Annotated in this window: 23 protein-coding genes; 15 read left to right on the forward strand and 8 right to left on the reverse strand. The window is 40.4% G+C overall.

Annotated elements, in window-relative coordinates; translation table 11 throughout:
* Positions 1 to 26 precede the first annotated feature (26 nt).
* A complete protein-coding gene (locus U5907_09655) occupies positions 27 to 1,370 on the forward strand; it encodes an MATE family efflux transporter (GenBank protein WRQ32834.1) in 1,344 nt (447 codons plus the stop codon).
* Positions 1,367 to 1,963 (forward strand): cytidylate kinase-like family protein, encoded by a 597-nt coding sequence (locus tag U5907_09660; protein WRQ32835.1) that lies wholly within the window; start codon positions 1,367 to 1,369, stop codon positions 1,961 to 1,963. The genes U5907_09655 and U5907_09660 overlap by 4 nt, the downstream gene beginning before the upstream one ends.
* A gap of 4 nt (positions 1,964 to 1,967) precedes the next feature.
* On the opposite strand, the gene U5907_09665 is transcribed toward U5907_09660, so the two are convergent.
* The 7 genes from U5907_09665 to U5907_09695 all read right to left on the reverse strand — a co-directional run bounded on the left by U5907_09665 (position 1,968) and on the right by U5907_09695 (position 8,712).
* Entirely contained in the window at positions 1,968 to 2,783 is an 816-nt protein-coding gene (locus U5907_09665) for an ion transporter (protein ID WRQ32836.1), read from the reverse strand.
* A gap of 28 nt (positions 2,784 to 2,811) precedes the next feature.
* Positions 2,812 to 3,987 carry a cation:proton antiporter gene (locus U5907_09670; protein WRQ32837.1) on the reverse strand — a complete coding sequence of 392 codons (1,176 nt, stop codon included), beginning with the start codon at positions 3,985 to 3,987 and terminating at the stop codon, positions 2,812 to 2,814.
* Positions 3,987 to 4,775 (reverse strand): hypothetical protein, encoded by a 789-nt coding sequence (locus U5907_09675; GenBank protein ID WRQ32838.1) that lies wholly within the window; start codon positions 4,773 to 4,775, stop codon positions 3,987 to 3,989. The genes U5907_09670 and U5907_09675 overlap by 1 nt, the downstream gene beginning before the upstream one ends.
* A 74-nt stretch (positions 4,776 to 4,849) precedes the next feature.
* Entirely contained in the window at positions 4,850 to 5,614 is a 765-nt protein-coding gene (locus tag U5907_09680) for a DUF6544 family protein (protein WRQ32839.1), read from the reverse strand.
* Between the two features lie 20 nt (positions 5,615 to 5,634).
* Entirely contained in the window at positions 5,635 to 6,489 is an 855-nt protein-coding gene (locus tag U5907_09685; protein WRQ32840.1) for a mechanosensitive ion channel family protein, read from the reverse strand.
* Positions 6,489 to 8,090 carry a DUF4139 domain-containing protein gene (locus U5907_09690; protein WRQ32841.1) on the reverse strand — a complete coding sequence of 534 codons (1,602 nt, stop codon included), beginning with the start codon at positions 8,088 to 8,090 and terminating at the stop codon, positions 6,489 to 6,491. The genes U5907_09685 and U5907_09690 overlap by 1 nt, the downstream gene beginning before the upstream one ends.
* A 19-nt stretch (positions 8,091 to 8,109) precedes the next feature.
* The gene (locus U5907_09695) at positions 8,110 to 8,712 is read right to left on the reverse strand and encodes a MarC family protein (GenBank protein WRQ32842.1); all 603 of its coding nucleotides are present in this window, start codon (positions 8,710 to 8,712) and stop codon (positions 8,110 to 8,112) included.
* A gap of 200 nt (positions 8,713 to 8,912) precedes the next feature.
* Between U5907_09695 and glmS the strand changes: the two genes are divergently transcribed.
* From glmS to U5907_09740, 9 genes are read left to right on the forward strand one after another with little or no spacing between them, the layout of a single operon-like run.
* Entirely contained in the window at positions 8,913 to 9,320 is a 408-nt protein-coding gene (gene glmS, locus U5907_09700; protein WRQ32843.1) for a methylaspartate mutase subunit S, read from the forward strand.
* 2 nt (positions 9,321 to 9,322) lie between these two features.
* Positions 9,323 to 10,705 (forward strand): methylaspartate mutase accessory protein GlmL, encoded by a 1,383-nt coding sequence (glmL, locus tag U5907_09705; protein ID WRQ32844.1) that lies wholly within the window; start codon positions 9,323 to 9,325, stop codon positions 10,703 to 10,705.
* Positions 10,706 to 10,722: 17 nt separating this feature from the next.
* Positions 10,723 to 12,174, forward strand: a complete 1,452-nt coding sequence (locus tag U5907_09710) for a methylaspartate mutase subunit E (GenBank protein ID WRQ32845.1) — start codon at positions 10,723 to 10,725, stop codon at positions 12,172 to 12,174.
* Between the two features lie 16 nt (positions 12,175 to 12,190).
* The gene (locus U5907_09715; GenBank protein WRQ32846.1) at positions 12,191 to 13,435 is read left to right on the forward strand and encodes a methylaspartate ammonia-lyase; all 1,245 of its coding nucleotides are present in this window, start codon (positions 12,191 to 12,193) and stop codon (positions 13,433 to 13,435) included.
* Between the two features lies 1 nt (position 13,436).
* Positions 13,437 to 14,807 (forward strand): acyclic terpene utilization AtuA family protein, encoded by a 1,371-nt coding sequence (locus U5907_09720; protein ID WRQ32847.1) that lies wholly within the window; start codon positions 13,437 to 13,439, stop codon positions 14,805 to 14,807.
* Positions 14,808 to 14,822: 15 nt separating this feature from the next.
* Positions 14,823 to 15,140 carry a DUF4387 domain-containing protein gene (locus U5907_09725; protein WRQ32848.1) on the forward strand — a complete coding sequence of 106 codons (318 nt, stop codon included), beginning with the start codon at positions 14,823 to 14,825 and terminating at the stop codon, positions 15,138 to 15,140.
* Between the two features lie 13 nt (positions 15,141 to 15,153).
* Positions 15,154 to 16,092, forward strand: coding sequence for an alanine-tRNA synthetase second additional domain-containing protein (locus tag U5907_09730; protein ID WRQ32849.1), 939 nt, complete (start codon positions 15,154 to 15,156; stop codon positions 16,090 to 16,092).
* A 7-nt stretch (positions 16,093 to 16,099) separates the two neighbouring features.
* Positions 16,100 to 16,942: a fumarate hydratase gene (locus tag U5907_09735; GenBank protein ID WRQ32850.1), complete on the forward strand. Its 843-nt coding sequence runs from the start codon at positions 16,100 to 16,102 to the stop codon at positions 16,940 to 16,942.
* 28 nt (positions 16,943 to 16,970) lie between these two features.
* On the forward strand, positions 16,971 to 17,519 hold the full coding sequence (locus tag U5907_09740) for a Fe-S-containing hydro-lyase (protein WRQ32851.1): 549 nt from the start codon (positions 16,971 to 16,973) through the stop codon (positions 17,517 to 17,519).
* On the opposite strand, the gene truA is transcribed toward U5907_09740, so the two are convergent.
* Positions 17,514 to 18,290 carry a tRNA pseudouridine(38-40) synthase TruA gene (gene truA / locus U5907_09745; protein ID WRQ32852.1) on the reverse strand — a complete coding sequence of 259 codons (777 nt, stop codon included), beginning with the start codon at positions 18,288 to 18,290 and terminating at the stop codon, positions 17,514 to 17,516. The genes U5907_09740 and truA overlap by 6 nt on opposite strands.
* A gap of 68 nt (positions 18,291 to 18,358) precedes the next feature.
* Here truA and U5907_09750 point away from each other — a divergent pair, with 68 nt between their 5' ends.
* From U5907_09750 to U5907_09765, 4 genes are read left to right on the forward strand one after another with little or no spacing between them, the layout of a single operon-like run.
* A complete protein-coding gene (locus tag U5907_09750; GenBank protein ID WRQ32853.1) occupies positions 18,359 to 19,351 on the forward strand; it encodes a MoxR family ATPase in 993 nt (330 codons plus the stop codon).
* A 1-nt stretch (position 19,352) separates the two neighbouring features.
* Positions 19,353 to 20,231 (forward strand): DUF58 domain-containing protein, encoded by an 879-nt coding sequence (locus U5907_09755; GenBank protein WRQ32854.1) that lies wholly within the window; start codon positions 19,353 to 19,355, stop codon positions 20,229 to 20,231.
* A gap of 5 nt (positions 20,232 to 20,236) precedes the next feature.
* Positions 20,237 to 21,085, forward strand: coding sequence for a hypothetical protein (locus tag U5907_09760; protein ID WRQ32855.1), 849 nt, complete (start codon positions 20,237 to 20,239; stop codon positions 21,083 to 21,085).
* A gap of 2 nt (positions 21,086 to 21,087) precedes the next feature.
* Positions 21,088 to 22,074: a VWA domain-containing protein gene (locus tag U5907_09765; GenBank protein ID WRQ32856.1), complete on the forward strand. Its 987-nt coding sequence runs from the start codon at positions 21,088 to 21,090 to the stop codon at positions 22,072 to 22,074.

Genomic DNA, 22,074 nt, shown 5'->3' on the forward strand with positions numbered 1-22,074 from the left:
ACCTGCATAATGTGTAACTTTGCAGAATGGAAAGGAAAGGTTTGCCTACATCGCTTGGCACAGAGAGTGTGTGGAAATTATTGCTACAGTACGCAATACCATCTGTTATTGCAATGACTGCATCCTCACTTTATAACATAACTGACAGCATTTTTATCGGGCAGGGGGTTGGTGCTTTGGCTATATCAGGGTTAGCCATATCCTTCCCGCTGATGAATCTCTCTGCAGCATTTGGTACCCTGGTGGGAGCGGGCGCAGCCAATCTTATATCTTTGAGGCTTGGACAAAAAGACTACACTAGTGCAAACAAAATTTTAGGCAATGTGGTCTCTTTGACAACTATACTTGGTGTATCTTATACATTGGGAATACTCTTTTTTCTTGACCCCATTTTGATTTTTTTTGGAGCCAGCAGTGATACTTTGCCATTCGCTAAGGAGTATATGCTTATCATAACTTTGGGCAATGTTGTCACTCACATGTACTTTGGTCTGAATGCACTTATGAGGTCCAGCGGATTTCCAGCTAAATCAATGTATGCAACTATTGCTTCAGTGTTGATTAATGCTGTACTAACTCCAATTTTTATATACGGACTTGATATGGGGATAAGAGGTGCTGCTGTTGCAACAGTTCTATCTCAGATAATTCTATTAACATGGCAGGTTAAATTTTTCTCTGACAAGAGTAATTTTTTGCATTTTAAGAGGGAGCATTTAAAAATTGACAGCAAAATTGTAAAAGATACAATGTCAATAGGGCTGGCTCCATTTCTGATGAATGCGGTGTCTAGTGTTATTGTTATTCTCATTAATCACGCACTTGTTAAACATGGTGGGGACCTTGCCGTGGGAGCCTATGGAATAATGAACAGAATTGCAATGCTTTTTGGAATGGTTGTAATGGGGCTGAATATGGGGATGCAGCCTATTGCAGGATACAATTACGGGGCAGGTTTGTATCACAGGGTAAATAAAGTTCTTAAGCACACAATTGTTCTGGCAACAATTGTTATTTCTATTGGTTTTCTTATTGGAGAGTTAATTCCCAGACAAGCCGCACAACTGTTCACAAGCGACGAAAAACTTTTAGATTTGACTGTTCAGGGGATGAGAATTGCCTTTGCGGCATTCCCTATAATCGGCTTTCAAATGGTATCGTCAAATTTTTTCCAGAGTATTGGAAAGCCCGGGAAGGCTATATATATGTCACTCTCCAGACAGGTGATTTTCCTGATTCCTGCTGTGTTGATTCTTCCAAATTTTTTTGGGATAGCCGGTGTCTGGATGAGTCTTCCTGTTGCTGATACCCTTGCGGCTGTGAATTCTGCATTTTTGCTGGCAATACATTTTAAAAAAAATAAATCATGAAAGATCATTTTTGCATAACCATTGGAAGAGAGCTTGGCAGTGGAGGCAGAAGGATTGGCGAGCTTGTTGCTGCTAAGTTGGGAATATCTTTCTACGACAAAGAGCTGCTAAGTTTAGCATCAAAAGAGAGTGGCCTTGAGAAGGGCTTTTTTGAAAAAGCCGATGAGAGACAGGCGTGGTCTCTTTTTGGGATAACGGAGTACTACTCACTGAACCCTTTGAGCGGAGAGTCACTTTTTGTAATTCAAAGCGATGTAATTAAAACCTTGTCAGAGGAAAAATCTTGTCTTTTTGTGGGAAGATGTGCCGATTATGTGTTAAAGGACTATTCAAGAAGGCTTGATGTTTTTATTACAGCAGATGAGGTTGACAGAGTCTCTGCTATATCAGATAAAATGGATATATCCAGAGAGAAGGCAAAGTCTGTTATTGAAAAGACTGACAAACAAAGAAGGTCCTATTATAACTATTTCACTAATAAACATTGGGGTAATGCAAACTCTTACCATATCTGTATAAACTCATCATTAATGGGTGCAGAGGCAACTGCGAATTTTATTTGCGAAATAGCAAAAAAGAGGTTTGGGGTTTAACAGATCAACTGTTGAGAGTCTCCTCTCTCTCCTTTACTGATGAACCACATTTGCTACAGTAGTTGTGGTTCTGTTCAAGCACATTCCCGCAATTTTCACAAAGTCTCTTCTTAGTCTCGCTCCGGGACATCTCTACTGTCAATATTCCGGTAGGTACAGCAATTATGGAATAACCCATAAGCATTATAAGTGAAGATATTATCTTCCCAACAACAGTCACCGGAACAATATCCCCGTATCCTACAGTAGTAATTGTGATTATTGCCCAGTATATACTTTGGGGTATACTGGTAAAGCCATTATTTCCCCCCTCAACAACATACATAATTGATCCAAGAACAATTACAAGGGCTAAAATTACAGAAAGGAATATACTGATTTTAAAAAAACTAGTCTTAAGGGCCCTTATCAGGTAGAGGGCCTCTGAGTAGAATTTCATTAATCTTAAAACCCTGAAAATCCTGAGGAGTCTTAGGACGCGAACAACCAGAAGATACTGGTAACCAAAGAATATAAGGCTGGTATATGTAGGCAAAATAGCAATTATGTCTACTATTCCCCAGAAGCTAAAGATGTACTTGTATGGTTTGGGTGAAATATAAATCCTCAAAATATATTCTGCTGTAAAAAGAATTGTAAAAAGCCACTCCAGAATATAAAATATTAGGTTAAGTGCAGGATGGAGATCCGGGAGGCTGTCCAAGATGGCTATGGTAATACTTGCAATTATTGTCCAAATAAGGGCTATGTCAAATCTTCTTCCCCTTTTTGTATCACTATGGAATATTACTCTGAATAAATCTACCTTGTTAATTTCCATTATGTTTGATTGTTATTCAATAGGTTCTTCAAGTATCTGAGTTCACTTTTTTAACGGTTGCTGTCCCCAGAATCATAAGGGCTGAGGAAATCACTATTATCTGAAGTATTAAATTTTCAGTAATGAATGGGATTTTATTGGCAGTGGTAATTGACATAAAAAGAAGAATTGTTATTAATCCTCTTGGGACAATAAAAAGAAGAGGGAATAATTTGTTGCCGGTAATTTTTAATTGAAAAGCTCTGATGGTAAGAATTATGAAAACTATAAAGAATGCAAGTTTCAGAGTCCCGGGATCAAGAATCTCTGAAGTCTCTATCATAAACCCAAATACCAGAAAAAAGAGGGATCTTATCAGAAAGGTAGCCTCTGCATTTATCTCTTTGAATCTTGTTACCTCCTTCTCTATTGAGCCAAAGAAAAATTTTGATATCAGCGGTAATTTAGTTAGTCTCTGAAGGTTGGCTATTGTAAGGCCAAAAATCAGAATAAATATTAGCGCAGGAAGATGATAAAGTTCTGCAAGCGAATAAATAAGCATTATAAGTAGAATGATGGGGATAAATTTTATTTGATGCCTCATTCTTCCCAACAGGTATGATAAACCGGCAGAAGCAGCAACAGAGATGAATATCATAAAGATTATCTGTGCAATAAAAAAGGTTACTGATCCAATAGAGAAGGAGCTGCTGTAGGCCAGATATGAAAATATTACTACGCCTAATATGTCTGAAAAACTTGTGTCATAAACTACAAACTCCCTGTTCTCTCTGCACATAGATCGTGTACTCGGAATTGCTATGGCACTGCTGATTATGCTGAACGGGACAGCGTAAAGCAATGCGCTCCTGAAATCTGCAGCACCAAGTTTCATAAATAGAAAAGAGAGTAGCACAGAAAGAAAAATTACTGAAAAGAGAGACCCAATCAACGGTTGTGCGATTGATCTTAATTTGCCTTTTTCAATTTCAAGTTCAAGTGTCCCATCCAGGACTATGAGTATAAGTCCTATTGTTCCTAACAGGGGCAATGAAAAAGATATATCCGGAATTGAAATTTTGAATATATGTGATATCTCCTTGAGAAGCCACCCCAGAACGAGCAAAAGAATTACTGACGGAATCTTTGTTCTGGATGATGTTACATCAAAAAGATACGCGATTAACAGAAGAACGCAGAATGTTATGATAATTGCGGAGGTCATTATTCGTTCTGGTTTTGCTTCTCCGGAACTCTTCTTACAAGGATATAAATTATATATGCTGCCTGAATAGCAATTGAAGCCCATGCTGTTGCTATTATTTCAGGATATATTGGATCAGATGCCTCTCGTTTGATGATTATTCCGTAGAAGGCCCAAATTACTACAAAGGCATAGAAGATATCAGATCTTTTGTACATCATTGATGCTGACAGGAAGGTCCCGATTCCAAGCATAATAATTGTCCATGTGCTTTCAGAGAGACCAAAGCCGCTCCAGTTCCATTGTACAAGAAGAGCGGTAATATTTGCAATAGTTGCAACAGAGATCCAACCAAGATATACACTAAAAGGGAGTTTTATAGCAAATCGGGACCAGAAATCTTGGATTCTCTCTCTTTCCATTCTTTTAACTATGTATATAAGAGTAAGCAGCAGCAGCAACATTATTATTACTGAAAGGAGGACCAGCCTGTAGTGCCAGGCAATAATCCACAATGAATTAAAAACACAAGTTAGGGCAAACGCCCAGCTTGCAAGTGGTGAGAGCAGATATTTTGATGCTTTCTTATTTAAAGATGCTGTTACCTGAGTAATGATAAATATCAGGAGAAGCAGATAGATAATACCCCATATTGAAAAAGTAACACCGGCCGGTACAAATAGATTTGGATAGAGATCTGAGAGTTCTCCGGTTGTAAACCCGTTGATTGGTAGCGCATTTGCCAGCCCGTTTATTGCAATCATTGCAGTAAAGAGCAAAATGTTCATTATTGTAGTGACAGTTTTCATAGTCCAGATATTTATTTAAACGGAAAGTTATAACTTATTCCTGCAGAAACATAATACATTTGGTTGTTTAATCATTATAACAGAGGGTTAAGAATTATATCATCAAGATTAAGTGTTATGTATGTAAAGTCCCCATCGGGCCTTTCATAAATTGCCTCCGCCCTCTTTGGGAGTGTTAGCCCGTGAAATGTTCCGTACTCGCTGACAGGAGTTCTCCAGGGAAGGAGTCTGTAACTTTTTCCGCCGATTAATTCATATCTATCTTCGCTTCTGAAGTCAATTAGCCTGCCATCTTTATGAAAAGTGAGCTTTGCAGAAATAGTTGAGGGGCCTTTAAACCTGGCCATTACATTATAATCGTCTATAATATCCCACTCAATATTGGGGTCAGTCAATGTACAAGGGGCAAGCATACACATATCATTAAAAAATGTAACAGTTTCGCTCTGATCCATCTCTGTGCCCTCCGTGTCAATTAAAGAAAATAAACCAAGAAGTTTTATTTTCATTGTTGCTTTGCCATTTTTTAATGAGTGGAGTCCATATGCAGGTATGCCTGACTTTATTGCTTTTATGTAGAAGAAACGCTCATATAAATCTGTAAAGTTGTATTGTTCAGATTTAAATTTCATCCATGGTTCGTCAGGATTCCCGCGAATTTTGCCACTTGTCTTCATGAAAAAGTGACTTGCAACTGGACGGCCAACTGCTCCGGTAAAGTTTATATATTTTGCCACAACAGGTGGAATCTGTTTCAAATCAGACTCTTTTAAAATTTCATTTGGTCTTTGGATTCTGTTTAATCCTTCCAATACTGATTTATTGTATTGCTTTTTCACACCTGAGATTTTTGAACAATTTATTTTTGCTGATGAATTACAATCTGAGGGAATGGTATATCAATACCCTCTTTGTCAAAAGCTGTTTTTAACCTTTTTCGCAGCTCCCCTGAAACAGCCCACTGCATACTAGGTTTAGTATCTCCAAGTATTTTAAGGTCCACTGAAGAATCTGAAAGACTATCAAGTCTTAAAAATCTTGGTGCAGATATTATATGCTCTTTCCATTCCAGTTCATTTGCCATCTCTTCACCAACTTTATTAATAATCTCGATAGCTTTATCAATGCTAGAACTATAGGAGATTCCAATATTAATATTAACTCGAGAGAAAAACTTTGACATATTTGAGACAATTGTAATTTCCCCATTTGGTATATGATGTACTGTGCCATCCAGGTCTCTTAATGTGGTCATCCTTAGGGTTATGTCTTCAACTGTGCCCGCTTTGTCGTTAATACTCACCACATCTCCAACCCTGAATTGGTTTTCAATAATTATAAAGAGTCCTGTAATTATATCTCTGATCAAATACTGTCCTCCAAATCCAATTGCGATACCGGCTATCCCGGCTCCGGCCAAAATTGGGGCTATCTTAATTCCAATTTCAGACATAATCATAAGTACAGCAATGAAAATCAGTAATACTCTAATGATGCCTTTAAAGATTCTTACCAGAGTATCCTCTCTTTTTTTCTCAGCTTCTGGTGAAACCTGACTATTTGAGGTCACCGCAATTCTAACACTTCTGCTAATTATTCTCCCTAATACTTTATTAAGAAAAAACGCACCCACAGCAACAATCAATATGTTTATGCCATGTGATAAGAGCCAGGGTAAAAAGTTTTCAAGCCACTTAGTTATCTGTTCACTCATTATTTAACTATTGTTTTGTTTTTTGGATATTTAATTATGTAATTCAAATCTATCTGTTTGTTTGCTGCAGGCAGAAGAGAGAATCTCCATCGAATCTCTCCGGTAAGAGGGTCAAGATTTCCTCCGGATATATTTTGCGCATTCACCTCTATCTCTTCGTTTGATGAGAGCGGAAGCTGATCTTTAATTTCAATATCAATTGCTACATTCTTATTGTTCCTTACAACAATTTTCCAGCCTGATTCATCCTCTCTTTTGGTCCCGATAAATCTCTTTGATGTAAAGTCAGTTGTCTGTTCTCTTATAACAGAGATGCCGGGATCTCTTCCAAATGACAACTCCAGGGTATCTGAATAGTTCTCTGTGTCAATAAATGTAGTTCCCACAAATCTGCCTTCAAAAAATATACTTGCCTCACCACTTAACAGAGTGTATTTTTCACGATCTGGAATTCTTGCAACCAGGAATGCATCTTTGTCAAGTTTGGGAACAGCATAGTAGTTGTAAATTGCAGGCATCTCATAGCTGCCAAGGTCTACAGTGTAACTCTCCCCATCTGAGTTGATTGTATATTTGTTAACCGCTTCAAACTCAATTGATGTTTGTTTTTCATTTATAACAGAATGGGAGTATGCAACAGGAGGAGCAACCATCTCTTTTTTGGCTCCTGAGGCTACAATGACCTCTTCAAGCATTAAAGCGTCATTCATGCTTCTGAATTGAGGATACCTTATGTAGTATGGTTCTAAGATAGGGAGCACGCCTGAAGATCTTGGATTTGATGAAGATAATCTAAGTGTTACATTCTCCCAGTTTTCTCCTGTTCTCTGAGATACAATAGCTTTATAGTTAAGCTTTACAGGTTTGTCTGTGCTTTCAGAACGGATATCATATACCGGTCTCCAGCTTGCGTTCTCGGTCAGATATGATAGTTTTAACTTATATAAAGCTGATTTTGGTGAACTAACCTTTACAATAATTTCTCCTGCTGCCTTGATCTCTCCGCTTTTCATTATACCAATTTGTCTCTGTATTGAGTCTTTAATGCTGATCAATTCATTAAGGGCCTTTGTTTTTAATAGCTCCTTCTGTTTAAGAGAGGCTATCTTGCCACTGTAAAACTCAGATAGCTGCTGAAGAGAGGTTATGGTTAATGAGGAATTTCCACCTGAGATCTGTCTGTTTGCCCTTAGAAAATCCAGGTCTTCATTTATAACAGAGATAGATGTTTTCTCTGCTGTAATTTTTTCTTCAGTTTCTGAGAGTCTTTTCTCAAGTCTCATCAAATCTTCACTACTCTCTGACCCTGTGAGGAAATTGTCTCTAAGGCTCACGGAGAGAATTGTGAGATTGTTATCTGCTATAAATTGGATACTGTTTTTAACAATATTTCCTGATAGTTTTGAGAACTTTAGTGTGGTTACTCCCTTTGATATTTCAGCACTTGACTCTCTGGTAATTTCAGAGCTGTTGCTGAATAGAGTAATTTCGGTAATCTTTGAATTTACAGATTTTGTGACACCCATTTCTGTCTGTGAAAAAATATCTGCAGAGAGAAACATAGTGGTCATGGTAATGATTATAATTAGCTTCTTTTTCATTTTTTGATTTGTTAATTTGTTAACCTATAAATCCTCTGAGACCATTGAGGACCATTTGAATCCCAATGGTTGCAACAATAAGGCCAAATATCCTGACAAGCGGATTTAAGAGATTGAACCTTTCAAGAAATCTCCCGATTTGTGCAGCGTATATCATAAAGATCAGGTTTATTCCTAAAGAGAGGACAATAGCTATTATTGTTGAGATGTGACCATAATCTGCGGGGAAAGTTACTGCTGCTGTGATGGTAGCGGGACCTGCTATCATAGGAAGTGCAATTGGAACTGCGGATATCTCTCTAAGACTAAGTTGTTTTTCAATATTTATAAATGTCCCTTTTTGTAGTCCGTTCAGTCCATTATAAAAAAGAACGACGCCACAAGTTACCTGGAATGCGTAAATCTCAATTCTGAAAACATCATGGAGAATTGCCTGGCCTGAAAAGAGAAAAATTAAAAGGATTAAAAGAGCAGTGATGGTTGCTTTTACAGATATAAATCTTGTGGATTTGATATCAAACTGTTTTTGCAGAGATGTAACTACAAATACCTTTTGAAAAGGATTTACAAGAGCTATCATTGCAATAAAACAGTTGATTATTAAGTTGAAAGAGAGATCCATTTTTTTTAGTGAAATTTATTTTGTTATTACCTCTAAATTAGTCATTTTTCTCTACTCATATGTTGTTTAGAAATTTCTATAAAAATATTTTTAAAAAAATAATATAAGGCACATAATTTGCATAGTAGATGCAATACTTTTTCTTTCACATTGTAAGCAAAAAGTAATAAATTATAACTTATTATTACTCAAAAGGTGCTATGAATAAAAAAACTATTGTAACCGGGGTTATTGGAGCGGATGTTCACGCAGTGGGCAATAAAATTCTTGCCTTTGCACTTGAGCAGGCCGGATATAATGTTGTAAACCTGGGTGTGATGGTATCTCAGGAGGAGTACATTGAGGCTGCTCTTGAAACAAATGCTGACGCAATTCTTGTTTCATCTCTATACGGACACGGAGAGATAGACTGTAATGGTTTAAGGGAGAAGTGCAATGAGGCAGGCCTTAAAAACATCCCTTTACTGGCAGGCGGAAACCTTGTTGTTGGGAAACAGGATTTTGCAGAGGTAGAGAAGAGGTTTATGGAGATGGGATTCACAAAGGTGTATCCTCCGGGAACTCAGCCGGAAACAACACTTGAAGATTTAAAATTAATGCTGGGATAGAGATGATCTACCTCACTGCAGATATTGGCAGCACATACACTAAACTAGTCGCGATTGACACATTGAGCGGCAGTATTATCGGAACGGCGTGCGCCTTCACTACCATTGAAACCGATGTTAGGGAGGGTTTCTACGCCGCTCTTAATAAACTGGAGAGCTCTGCCGGTAAATTGGCATACGACCAGTTACTCTGCTGCAGCAGTGCTGCCGGTGGGTTAAAGATGGTTGCGCTTGGGCTTGTTCCGGAATTGACTGCAAAAGCAGCCAGATTAGCAGCATCCAGTGCCGGAGCCAAAGTTGTAAAAACATACTCATTTGAAATTTCCAAAGCCGAGCAGCTGGAAATTGAGAACATTTCTCCTGATCTTGTCTTGCTTTGCGGAGGAACAGATGGCGGGAATAAAGAGGTTATAACTGCCAATGCCAAGAGGTTGTGTGACATTCAGGGTAATTTTGCAATTGTTATAGCCGGTAACAAAAGTGCCTCTCATGAATTACAGGAGATTTTTGAAAATTCCGGAAAGGAGTTTGTCATTACAGAGAATGTGATGCCGGAGTTCAATAAACTTAATATTGAACCTGCCAGAAAAAGGATAGAGGAGCTCTTTATAAGCAGAATTATTGATGCAAAAGGTCTCTCTTCCCTGCAAAAGATGTGCAGCCATGAGATTATACCCACACCGCTAGCTGTAATGAGGGCGTGTGAGCTTCTGAGCAAAGGTGCTGATGAAGAGTCCGGAATAGGAGATTTGCTGGCAGTTGATCTTGGAGGAGCAACAACAGATATATATTCTATGAGTGATGGACATCCATCTCTGGATAACATGCTCTCCAAAGGGCTGCCCGAGCCATACGCAAAAAGGAGTGTTGAGGGAGACCTTGGCATGAGATACAGTTTAAGCTCACTTAAAGATGTTACTGATGTGAAGATTATCTCTGCTTATGCCGATGTTTCAAAAGAGGAGGCAGAGAGCTGGATATCCAGATGTTTGTCTAATCCGGATATAGTTGCAGAACCCGGCACACCTCAGCAGAGGGTGGAGGAGGCAGTTGCAAGAATTGCTGTGGAGGTAGCAACAGAGAGACATTCAGGGATTGTCGAGAGTGTTTATACCCCTCTTGGACAGATGTTTGCCCTTACCGGAAAGGATTTGTCTGAGGTGCCTGCTGTAATTGGAATAGGTGGAGCAATAATTAACAGTCAGAATCCTACCTCAATTCTTGAAGGTGCCAGGTATAACACCCAAAGATATATGTATGCAAAGCCAAGAAACCCCAGATACATGGTTGATGCTAAATATATATTTGCATCAATGGGGCTGCTGAGTAATGCAAATAAGTCCCTTGCCCTTAGAATAATAAAGAAAGAGTTAAAAAATATATAATAAACAGAGTTTAAAAGATGGAAATCAAAAACAAGAGGATTTCGGACGACCAGTTTTTTGCTGAACGCAAAGAGGTGTTAAAGCAATGGCCTACCGGTCAGGGAGTTGATTTTGACGATGCTGTAAAATATCAGAAAGCTATTGCGGATACAAAAAGATTCGGCAACAAACTTGAAGCAGCTGATAAGAGTGGTGAGACACTTATCCAGCCAAGGGCAGGAGTTGCTCTTTATGAGGAGCACATTAAACTGCTAAAATTTTTAGAAAATGAGGGAGAGGCGGATCTTCTGCCAACGACTGTTGACAGCTACACAAGGCTCAACAGATATACCGAGGCTCAGACAGGTATTGAGAAGAGCAGGGAGACAGGCCGTTCTATGCTTAACGGATTTCCAATTGTAAACTACGGAGTTGAGATATGCCGAGAGGTTACATCCTCACTTGACTCGCCGGTTCAGGTTCGTCACGGAACTCCTGACGCCAGACTTTTGACCGAGATTTCAATAGCAGGTGGATTTACATCTTATGAGGGTGGTGGTATTTCATACAATATCCCTTACTCAAAGAACCATTCTCTTGAAAAAACCATAGCCCACTGGCAATATGCAGACAGACTTGTCGGGATGTACGAAGAGGCAGGGGTATCCATAAACAGAGAGCCATTCGGCCCTCTTACCGGAACTCTTGTTGCTCCGTGTATATCAAATTCTGTTGCTGTACTTGAGTCTCTTCTGGCTGCAGAGCAGGGTGTGAAGGACATAACAGTTGGTTATGGTCAGTGCGGAAACCTTATTCAGGATGTTGCTGCCATTCGCTCACTTAAGATGATGACAAGAGAGTACCTTGACAAGTTTGGATACAAAGATGTGAGGGTTACTACAGTATTTCACCAGTGGATGGGAGGCTTCCCTCAGGATGAGTCCAAATCATTTGGGGTTATATCATGGGGAGCAGCTGCAGCAGTTCTTGCTAAGGCAACAAAAGTTATTGTTAAGACTCCTCACGAGGCTATGGGTGTCCCTACAAAAGAGGCAAATGCATCCGGACTGAGAGCAACCAAACAGCTCACTTCAATGCTTAAAGACCAGAGCTTTACTGAGATACCTGCTGTGATTGCAGAAAGTAATATAATTATGCAGGAGATGAGATGTATTTTAGGCAAAGTTGAGGAGCTTGGTAAAGGTGATTTTGCAATAGGTACAGTGGCAGCTTTTGAAGCCGGAATTATTGATATTCCTTTTGCTCCAAGCAGATTTAACGCAGGAAAGGTTATGCCTGCAAGAGACAATTCAGGAGCAGTCAGACTTCTTGAGATTGGTAATATTCCATTCACAAAGGATTTAAGAGATTTCCACAGAGAGAAGCTGGAGCAGAGGGCTGCATTTGAGAATCGCCCGGTGAGTTTCCAGATGGTAATTGATGATGTATATGCAATAGGAAAGGGATTCCTTGTAGGAAGACCTAAATAGTATAAAGGAGTTTAGTATGAAAATAGTAAAGGTAATTTGTTCAGCCGGAAAGACCGGATTCTTCTTTGACGACCAAAAGGCCATTAAGGCAGGAGCTAAGAATGATGGTGCATTTTATGAAGGTGCACCTTCAACAGAGGGTTTCACAGCAGTAAGACAGGCTGGTGAGTCAATATCGGTACTCTTTGTTCTTGAGAACGGAGCTGTTGCTCACGGAGATTGTGCCGCTGTCCAGTACTCAGGCGCAGGCGGCAGAGATCCGCTGTTTCTCGCTAAGGAGTTTATTCCACTTATTGAAAAGGAGATAGCTCCCCTTTATGAAGGTAGAGAGATTACCTCATTCAGAGAGATGGCTGACCTGGTAGACAAAAGTAAAAGTCCTTCAACCGGTAAACAATATCATACAGCAATTCGTTACGGTATAACACAGGCTTGCCTGGATGCAGTTGCAAAGAGCAAATCAAAGCTTATGGCTCAGATTATAGCAGACGAATACGGAACAGAGATATCTGAAAAGATGATTCCAATCTTTACTCAATCAGGAGATGACAGATACCTTAATGCAGACAAAATGATTATGAAGGCAGCACAGGTTCTTCCACATGCGTTATTTAACCATGTTGAAGGTAAAGTGGGTCTGAAGGGTGAGAAGATTGCAGCATATATCGAGTGGCTGAGGGACAGAATAATTAAACTTAAGCCATTTGAATCATATCATCCTACAATTCATATTGATGTTTACGGGACACTTAGTCAGGTTTTTAACAATGATTTTGAGAAAATTGCTGACTATGTGGGAGAGCTTTCCAAAATTGCCGAGCCATTCCATCTAAGAGTAGAGGGACCAGTGGATATGGGGGAGAGAGAGGCACAAATTGAGGCACTTAAGGTGATAAGAGAGCATATGGAGAGAAAGGGTATAAAGGCCGAGATAGTTGCAGATGAGTGGTGTAATACACTTGAGGACATAATTGATTTTACTAAGGCAAAAGCTGGTCACATGGCTCAGATTAAGACTCCGGACCTTGGAGGTATCAACAACTCAATTGAGGCAGTACTCTATTGCAAAAGCCACGGAATGGGAGCATATTTAGGTGGAACCTGCAACGAGACAAATCGTTCAGCAGAGGTTTGTGCCCACATAGCAATGGCTACCTCTCCTGTTCAGTATCTGGCAAAGCCGGGTATGGGAGTAGATGAGGGTTATATGATTGTTTTCAATGAAATGAGCAGGATATCTGCTCTAAAAAATATTCTTTAGTATGGAAGAGATGAGAATTCTGTCGCCTACGGCGATACTTGGGTACGGATTTCCGATGGAGTCCTTCAAGGAGGGAATGAAACGCAAACCACATGTAATAGCTGTGGATGCCGGATCGACAGACCCGGGACCTTACTATCTTGGTGCAGGAAAATCCTTCACAGACAAAAACTCTGTAAAGAGAGACCTGGCTATTATGATACCGGCTGCTATTGAGGCAGGTATTCCGGTAATAATTGGGACAGCCGGTGGAAGCGGCGGAAGGCCTCATGTTGATCTTACCATTGAAATTGTTAAAGAGATAGCTAAAGAGCAGTCACTAACCTTTAAACTAGCTGTTATTCAGTCTGAATTTGACAAAGAGTTTGTAAAAGAGAAGATTCGCAAAGGAGATATCTCTCCACTTTTCCCTGCAAAAGAGATTTCAGAAGCAGATGTTGAAGAGTCTGTAAGAATAGTTGCCCAGATGGGTGAGGAGCCATTTATTAAGGCTCTTGAGGGTGGTGCGAATGTTATTTTGGCAGGCCGCTCTTACGATCCGTCTGTCTTCTCGGCACTTGCAATAAAAGAGGGATTTGACAAGGGTCTTGCGATACACCTGGGTAAAATTCTTGAGTGCGCAGCAATTGCTGCCTCTCCGGGAAGTGGCAGCGACTGTATGTTTGGTTATCTGAGAAAAGATGGTTTTGTACTGGAGCCACTATCACCTATTCGTAAGTGTACAACTCTGTCTGTTGCTGCACATACTCTTTATGAGAAGACAAATCCCTATATTCTTCCGGGTCCGGGAGGTGCTATAAATCTCCACGAATCAAGTTTCACCCAGATTGCTGACAACATGGTTGAGGTAAAAGGGAGTAAGTTTGTACCAACTGAAGAGTACTTTGTTAAACTTGAAGGTGTAAGGAGAGTTGGATTCAGAACCATATCCTGTGCTGCAGCAAAGGATCCTGTGATGATATCTCAGATTGATAAAATTGTAGAGAGCGTAAAGGAGAGGGTTAAGAATAACTTTGAGCATTACGGAATTACCGATTTCTTCCTTGATTTTAAAATCTACGGAAAGAATGGTGTAATGGCTATGTTCCCTAATCTTGAACAACAGGTTTCTCACGAACTTATGATTATTATCGAGGCAGTAGCACCAACGCAGGATCAGGCAGATACTATCTGTGGGTTTGCAAGGAGTACAATGCTTCACTATGGTTATGAGGGCAGAATTTCAACCGCCGGCAACCTGGCCTTCCCGTTCTCTCCATCGGACTGCAAAGTTGGAGAGGTATTTGAATTTAATGTTTATCACCTTATGAGGGTGGATGATCCTGCAGAGTTGTTCCCTGTTAATTACATTCAGTTCACAAAGGGCTGCTAAAAAAAGGAGATAGTTATGGAATACAAATTAATTGATATTGCATCTGTTATAAGGAGCAAAAATTCCGGTCCTTACGAATTGACTTTTGACATTATATTCAAGGATGTAGAGATGTACAAAAGGGTTAAAGAGGTTAAGGCAATTGACGGCAAACTATTTGCATCGCTTTACGAAATTGAGGAGAGCGATATAATTAGCCTGGTCTATTTTGACCCGGCAAAGGCCGTAAAAATTACTATTGTCCGCCCTATTCCATCGGGAGCACTTGGTGAGACTGATGTTTACGGAGCACAGCAGCATGCACCTCTTATGAAGATGACATTAACTCTTTAAAAGGATTTGTCTTATGCAAAATCTACTTCAGGAATACTCGGTCTCATCACAATATTTTGCCCCGAGAGGGCGTGAGCGGCTTATGTTTCTCGGCGAGCAGATTGCGCAGAGACACCTCCAGTTTAACGACAGATTAATAGGAATTGTTGGAGACGCAGGTTCGGGGAAATCCTCTTTAATAAAGGGGATGTTTCCCGGACTTGAGCTCTCAAATGACGATGATGTACTTAACCCGCGTAAAATTATGCAGGTGAGGGAGGGGCTGGATGATCTGAAAGATTCGGGCTCGTATCATATTGATATGAGGTTCCAGACAGCATTTACCCAGATGTACGAAATTGTTGATTTTGTTAAAAATGTACTCTCCAGAAAGAGAAGGGTAATTGTGGAACATTTTGATCTTTTATACCCTGCACTTGGAATCAATGCAGACATTATAGTTGGCATTGGAGAGGAGATAATTGTAACAAGGCCAAGTGTCTTTGGCCCACTTCCCGGAAGTATATACGAGATTGTCCATAAGTCTCTTACATACAGAAAAATGGCTCATACTGCAGAGGATGTGACAATGCAGATTCTGGAGGAGGAGTTTGATATTTGTCACGATTGTTACTTTAGCTCAGACATTAGAAAAGGCTTTGTTTTAAAATTCCCTCAAGAGCCTTTTATTGACCTTGGCAGGCTGTCCAAAAGAATTAAAGAGACGCTGGATCTTGCAATGCCCGTTTCATATTATGATGAGAACCATATTAAGATTGGGGAAAAGATAGTTGTATGTGATGGTCCCAGGTTGCATGTAAGCAATACCTCTAAAGTTCTGAATTTTTCGCTTGTGCAGAGACTTGTTAAAGACCCAAGGACATCAACATGGTGTCTGGTGGGACTTATTGATAATAATTCAGATGAGCTGGAGAACAGAAACACAGTCCACTTCTTAAAAAGAAAAGATTAAATACAAAATGAGAGAGATAAAGGCAGATCAAATTACAGAGTTGGTAGAGAAACTCTGCATTGAGGCAAATTGTGTTATTACGGATGATATCCGTGCTTGTCTTGGTAGTTGTATGAAAAGTGAAACCTCTCCGCTTGGGAGAGAGATTCTTGGAACTCTTGTGGAGAATGCAAGAATTGCAGAGGATGAGATGAGTCCAATTTGCCAGGATACCGGGATGACAGTTGTATTTGTAACCATGGGGCAGGATATTAAAATTGAGGGAGGTTTTATTGAGGATGCCATTAACGAAGGTGTGAGAAGAGGTTATGAAAAGGGTTATCTGCGCAAGTCTGTGGTAAAGGATCCCCTGGAGAGGGTAAATACAAAGGATAATACCCCTGCAGTAATTCATTTTGAGATTGTAAAGGGTGATGAATTTCATATTACAGTTGCACCAAAAGGATTTGGCAGTGAGAATATGAGTCAGTTAAAAATGTTAAAACCAAGCCAGGGTATAAAGGGTGTTAAGGACTTTGTTATTAAAACAGTAGAGGAGGCGGGACCAAATCCTTGCCCTCCCATTATTGTAGGTGTGGGGATTGGAGGTACAATGGAGAAGAGCGCGCTGCTTAGTAAAAAGGCTCTGCTGAGAGCAGTTGGTACTCCAAGCGATAAACCTCATCTTGCGGCCCTTGAGGCAGAACTTCTGGAGACAGTAAACTCACTAGGCATAGGACCTGCCGGTCTTGGAGGGGAGACTACAGCCCTTGGAGTCCACATACTATCATACCCAACTCATATTGCCGGGCTTCCTGTATCTGTAAATATCGGATGCCATGCTACAAGGCATGCAGAGGGGAGCTTGTAATAATTAACAAATTTAATAAATCAGAGATATGACCCAGGAGAGAACAGAACTCACAACTCCGTTATGTGAAAATGATATTAAGAGTCTCAAGGCCGGAGATATGGTCTATATTTCCGGTAAGATCTACACAGCAAGGGATGCCGCTCATAAAAGACTCAGCGAACTTATTGAAGAGGGGGTTGAAATGCCATTTGATTTCAATGGTGCTGTGGTTTTTTATGCCGGACCATGCCCTGCAAAACCTGGAAGACCTATAGGATCAGTAGGTCCTACCACAAGCGGAAGAATGGATCTCTACTCCCCTAAACTGATTGAGAGGGGATTAAAGTTCATGATTGGGAAGGGTCTGAGAAGTAAAGAGGTTTCCGATGCAATTGTTGAAAACAGAGGTCTCTATTTTGCAGCAATTGGTGGTGCCGCAGCTCTGATGGCAAAATGTGTCGTAAGCGCTCAGGTTATTGCATTTGAGGAGTTGGGTACCGAGGCAGTGAGGGAACTTATTGTAAAGGATATGCCTGTTATTGTAGCGATTGATTCTGAGGGCAATGATATATACAAACAGAGGAAAAGTTTATAGTTTGTAATCCGGGTACTCTATCTCTGTAAGAAAGAGCGGGTGAGCTGGAACGGAGTTGCCGGCAGAGGATCGGTTTTTAAGTTTCATCACCTCAATTATCCATTCGGGCTCTTGTCTGCCTCTGCCAATTTCCAGCATTGTGCCAACAAGTGCTCTTACCATGTTTCTAAGGTATCTGTTTGCAGTTATTGTGAACTTATAAGATATATCATCTCCGTTTGAAAGAGGAGATTCTGATTCCCAAAGTGCTTTTGTTACAGTACAGATATTTGTCTTTGCATCTGTGTGAAGTTTAGCCATAGAGGTAAAGTCAAAAGTTCCTGTTATATATCCGGCTGCACGGTTCATTTTATCTATATCAAGTATGTATGGATAGAAATATGAGTACTCATTAAGGAAGGGGGATTTGTTAGAGTGAACATAGTAAATATATGTTCTGGATAATGCATCAAATCTGGCGTGAGCAACATCAGGAACCTGCCAGATGTCATGAACAACTATGTCAGTTGGAAGAATGGCATTAATTTTGAAAATCGTTCTCTGTGGCTCTTCAAACAGTGCCAGTGTGTCAGATGAGAGGTCAAAGTGTGCAATATAGTTGACTGCACTCACCCCTGTATCTGTTCTTCCGGCACCTGTGACCTGGATTTTCTCTTTGAACCATATGGTCAATGCACGCTCCAGAGTCTCCTGCACTGACGGATGCCCCGGCTGAACCTGCCACCCGTTGTAGTTTCTGCCGTTGTATGACAATTTGATGAAGAGACGCATTAATTAAATAGTTAAATTCGCAAGATATTCAATATTGATACAAAAATATAAAAAATAGAGAGACTGTTATGGAAAGCGTCAATATCAAAGAGCTCAATGAAAAGATTCAGAGAGAGAGCGCATTCGTAGATATGGTTACCCTTGAGATGAACAAGGTAATTGTAGGGCAGAAACAACTGGTTGAAAATCTGCTTATAGGCCTGCTTGCAAATGGGCATATTTTGCTGGAAGGGGTTCCCGGGCTGGCAAAAACTCTGGCCATCAATACACTTGCCTCAATTGTGGATGCTAAGTTCAGCAGAATCCAGTTCACTCCGGACCTGTTGCCCGCAGACTTAATCGGAACACTTATATACAGCCAGAAGCAAGAGGAGTTTAAAATTCGCAAGGGTCCCATCTTTGCAAATTTTGTGCTTGCAGATGAGATTAACAGATCTCCTGCTAAGGTACAGAGTGCCCTTCTTGAGGCTATGCAGGAGAGACAGGTAACCATTGGAGATAACAGTTTTAAGCTACCGGAGCCTTTTTTGGTAATGGCAACTCAGAATCCAATTGAGCAGGAGGGGACATATCCGCTACCGGAGGCTCAGGTAGACCGTTTTATGCTTAAGGTAGTTGTAAATTATCCAAAAAAGGAGGAGGAGAAACTAATAATCAGGATGAACAACAGTGGGAAATTCCCTGTTGCAAACTCTGTTATTAAACCTGAAGATATACTAAGGGCCAGGGAGGTTGTCAGAGAGGTATATATGGACGAGAAGATAGAGAGATACATTGTTGATATTGTTTTTGCAACAAGAACTCCTGAAGAGTACGGTCTCTCCAGATTAAAAAATCTGATCTCATACGGAGGTTCACCTCGTGCAAGTATAAATCTTGCGATGGCAGCAAAGGCATATGCATTTATAAGAAGAAGGGGATATGTTATACCTGAAGATGTAAGGGCTGTTTGCTATGAAGTTCTGAGACACAGAATAGGGCTCACTTACGAGGCAGAGGCAGAAAATATTACTTCAGAGAACATCATAACTGAGATAATGAACGCTGTGGAGGTTCCTTAATATGGACAACGATCTTTTAAAAAAGGTAAGAAAAATTGAGATTAAGACCAGGGGGCTCTCAAGACAGATCTTTGCAGGCGAGTACCACTCGGCCTTTAAAGGGAGGGGGATGGCTTTCAGCGAGGTAAGAGAGTACCAGCCGGGGGATGATGTAAGAAGTATGGACTGGAATGTAACAGCCAGACTAAACACCCCATATGTAAAGGTATTTGAGGAGGAGAGGGAGCTTACCGTAATGCTTCTGGTTGATGTGAGCGCCTTCAGAATGTTTGGTACAATGGTTAAAACAAAGAGAGACCTGATAACTGAAATATCTGCAGTGCTCTCTTTCTCTGCATCTGCAAATAATGACAAAGTGGGAGCTCTTTTCTTCAGTTCAAAGGTGGAGAAGTTTATCCCTCCCAAAAAGGGGAGAAGTCATCTGCTAAGAATTATAAGAGAACTTCTAGAATTTGAGCCGCAGGAATCCGGGACAGATGTTGGAGAGGCTCTCAGGTATCTTACAAATGCAATAAAGAGAAGGTGCACAGCGTTTCTAATCTCTGACCTGATGGATTTTGACATAGATTTCAATCCAAACTGGCACGAAGCTCTTAAGATAGCTGTTAACAGACACGAAATTTCAGTAATTTCAGTCTACGATCCAAGAGAGAGGGAGTTGCCGGATATTGGCTTGGTAAAACTTAAAGATTCTGAGAGTGGAGAGGAGATGTGGGTAGATACATCCAGTAAAAGGGTGAGAGAGTATTTTACCAGCTGGAATTCAAAATCAGCAACTGCAATAAATACTACTCTGCTCAGGTACGGAGTAGATCAGGTTCAGATACCAACCAACGGAGATTTTGTTAAGGGACTAGTTACACTGTTCAAAAACAGATAGTACAGATGAATCAAAGAGATACATTGCTTATAGGAGATCAGGCTACATTTGCCTTTAAAACAAAAGTTCCGGCAGGTTCCCGTTTTTCATTGCAGAGTCTGCAAAGAGACCTGGGTAATGGAGTTGAACTGGCCGGTTCTCCAAAGATGGATACACTAAGCTCAGACAGTAACGTAACTGAGATTCAGACATCATTTACATTTACATCATTTGACAGCGGATCTCATGTTATTCCGGTAATAAACGGCTACCTGGAGAATCCGGATGGAACAATTGATACTGTTAAGTTTGATGCAGGCAAACTTGAGGTCACCACAATTCAGATTGACACTACAACTTACAAGCCTTTTGATGTCAAGGATCAGATGACATATCCTTACACAGTTAAGGAGTTTCTCCCCTGGATTGGTCTCCTGGTTGCATTAATTGCATTATTAGTTATTGCTGTAAGATTGTGGCGTAGATGGAGAGAGAAAAGGGCTCTCTTTATTAAGCCAGCTGAGCCTGACTCACCATATATCGCAGCACTTAAAGAGCTTGAGAACATAAGAAAAGAGAGGTTGTGGCAGAACAATCAGATGAAGCTTTATTATACCAGAATTACTGATGTTCTCAGAGAGTATATAGAGGCGAGATTTGCTCTTCAGGCTATGGAGAAGACATCGGCAGAGATACTCACGGAGCTGATACCTGCCGGGATTGATAAGAGTGATTACAACTCTCTCAAGGAGCTTCTTGAGGTAGCGGACTTAGTTAAATTTGCAAAATATATTGCAACTGAATCAGAAAATGAAAATGCTATTCCGGCTGCTATTAGGTTTATTAGTTCAACTGCAATAAAGAAGGAGGAGTAGATATGTTTTTTGAATATCCAAGCGTTCTTTACCTGGAACTATTGCTCTTTCCAATTGCTCTCCTTTATTTATGGAGAGAGCTCAGAGGCGGAGTACCCACACTCAGGGTTTCAAATACTTCTCCATGGAGAGGTAGAGGTGGATTCGTGAAAAAATATTCCAGGCATCTGCCTTTTATTGCAAGATTGTTTGCAATAGCTGCATTAATTCTAGCTATTGCAAGACCGAGAAGTTCTCAGGATTTTGAGAAGGTAAACACTGAGGGGATAGATATTGTTCTCACCCTTGATGTCTCTACATCTATGCTGGCAAGAGATTTTAACCCGGACAGAATTAGTGCTGCAAAAGACATAGCAATTGAGTTTATTGCACAGAGGCCCTCTGACAGAATGGGGGTGGTTGTTTTTGCGGGAGAGAGCTTTACACAGTGCCCTCTTACAACAGACAGACCCACGCTGATTAACCTGCTTAAGGAGATAGAGACCGGGCTGATTGAGGATGGGACTGCAATTGGCAATGGTCTTGCCACTGCGGTAGCGAGACTGAAGGATTCTCCTGCCCCCAGCAGGGTTGTTATTCTATTGACAGATGGTGTTAACAACAGAGGAGAGATAACCCCTCTGATGGCAGCAGAGATAGCAAAAACATACGGAATCAGAGTATACACAATAGGTGTTGGTGCAATGGGGATGGCACCATATCCGGTTATAACACCATTTGGAGTTGAAGTACAGCAGGTAAAAGTGGAGATAGACGAGCCTCTTTTGCAAGATATTGCAAACCAGACAGGAGGTAAGTATTTCAGAGCAACTGACAACACCAAGTTACTTGAGATATATGGAGAGATTAATAAAATGGAGAGAAGCAGAACAACAGTTGACTCCTTTCCTGTATATAAAGAGCTCTTTATGAAGTTTGCTCTAATTGCAATGTTTTTTCTGCTCTTTGAGTTGGTTATAAGAATATTTGTAATCAGAAAATTGCCATAA

Source organism: Bacteroidales bacterium MB20-C3-3, from assembly GCA_035609245.1.
Lineage (GTDB): Bacteria > Bacteroidota > Bacteroidia > Bacteroidales > UBA932 > Bact-08.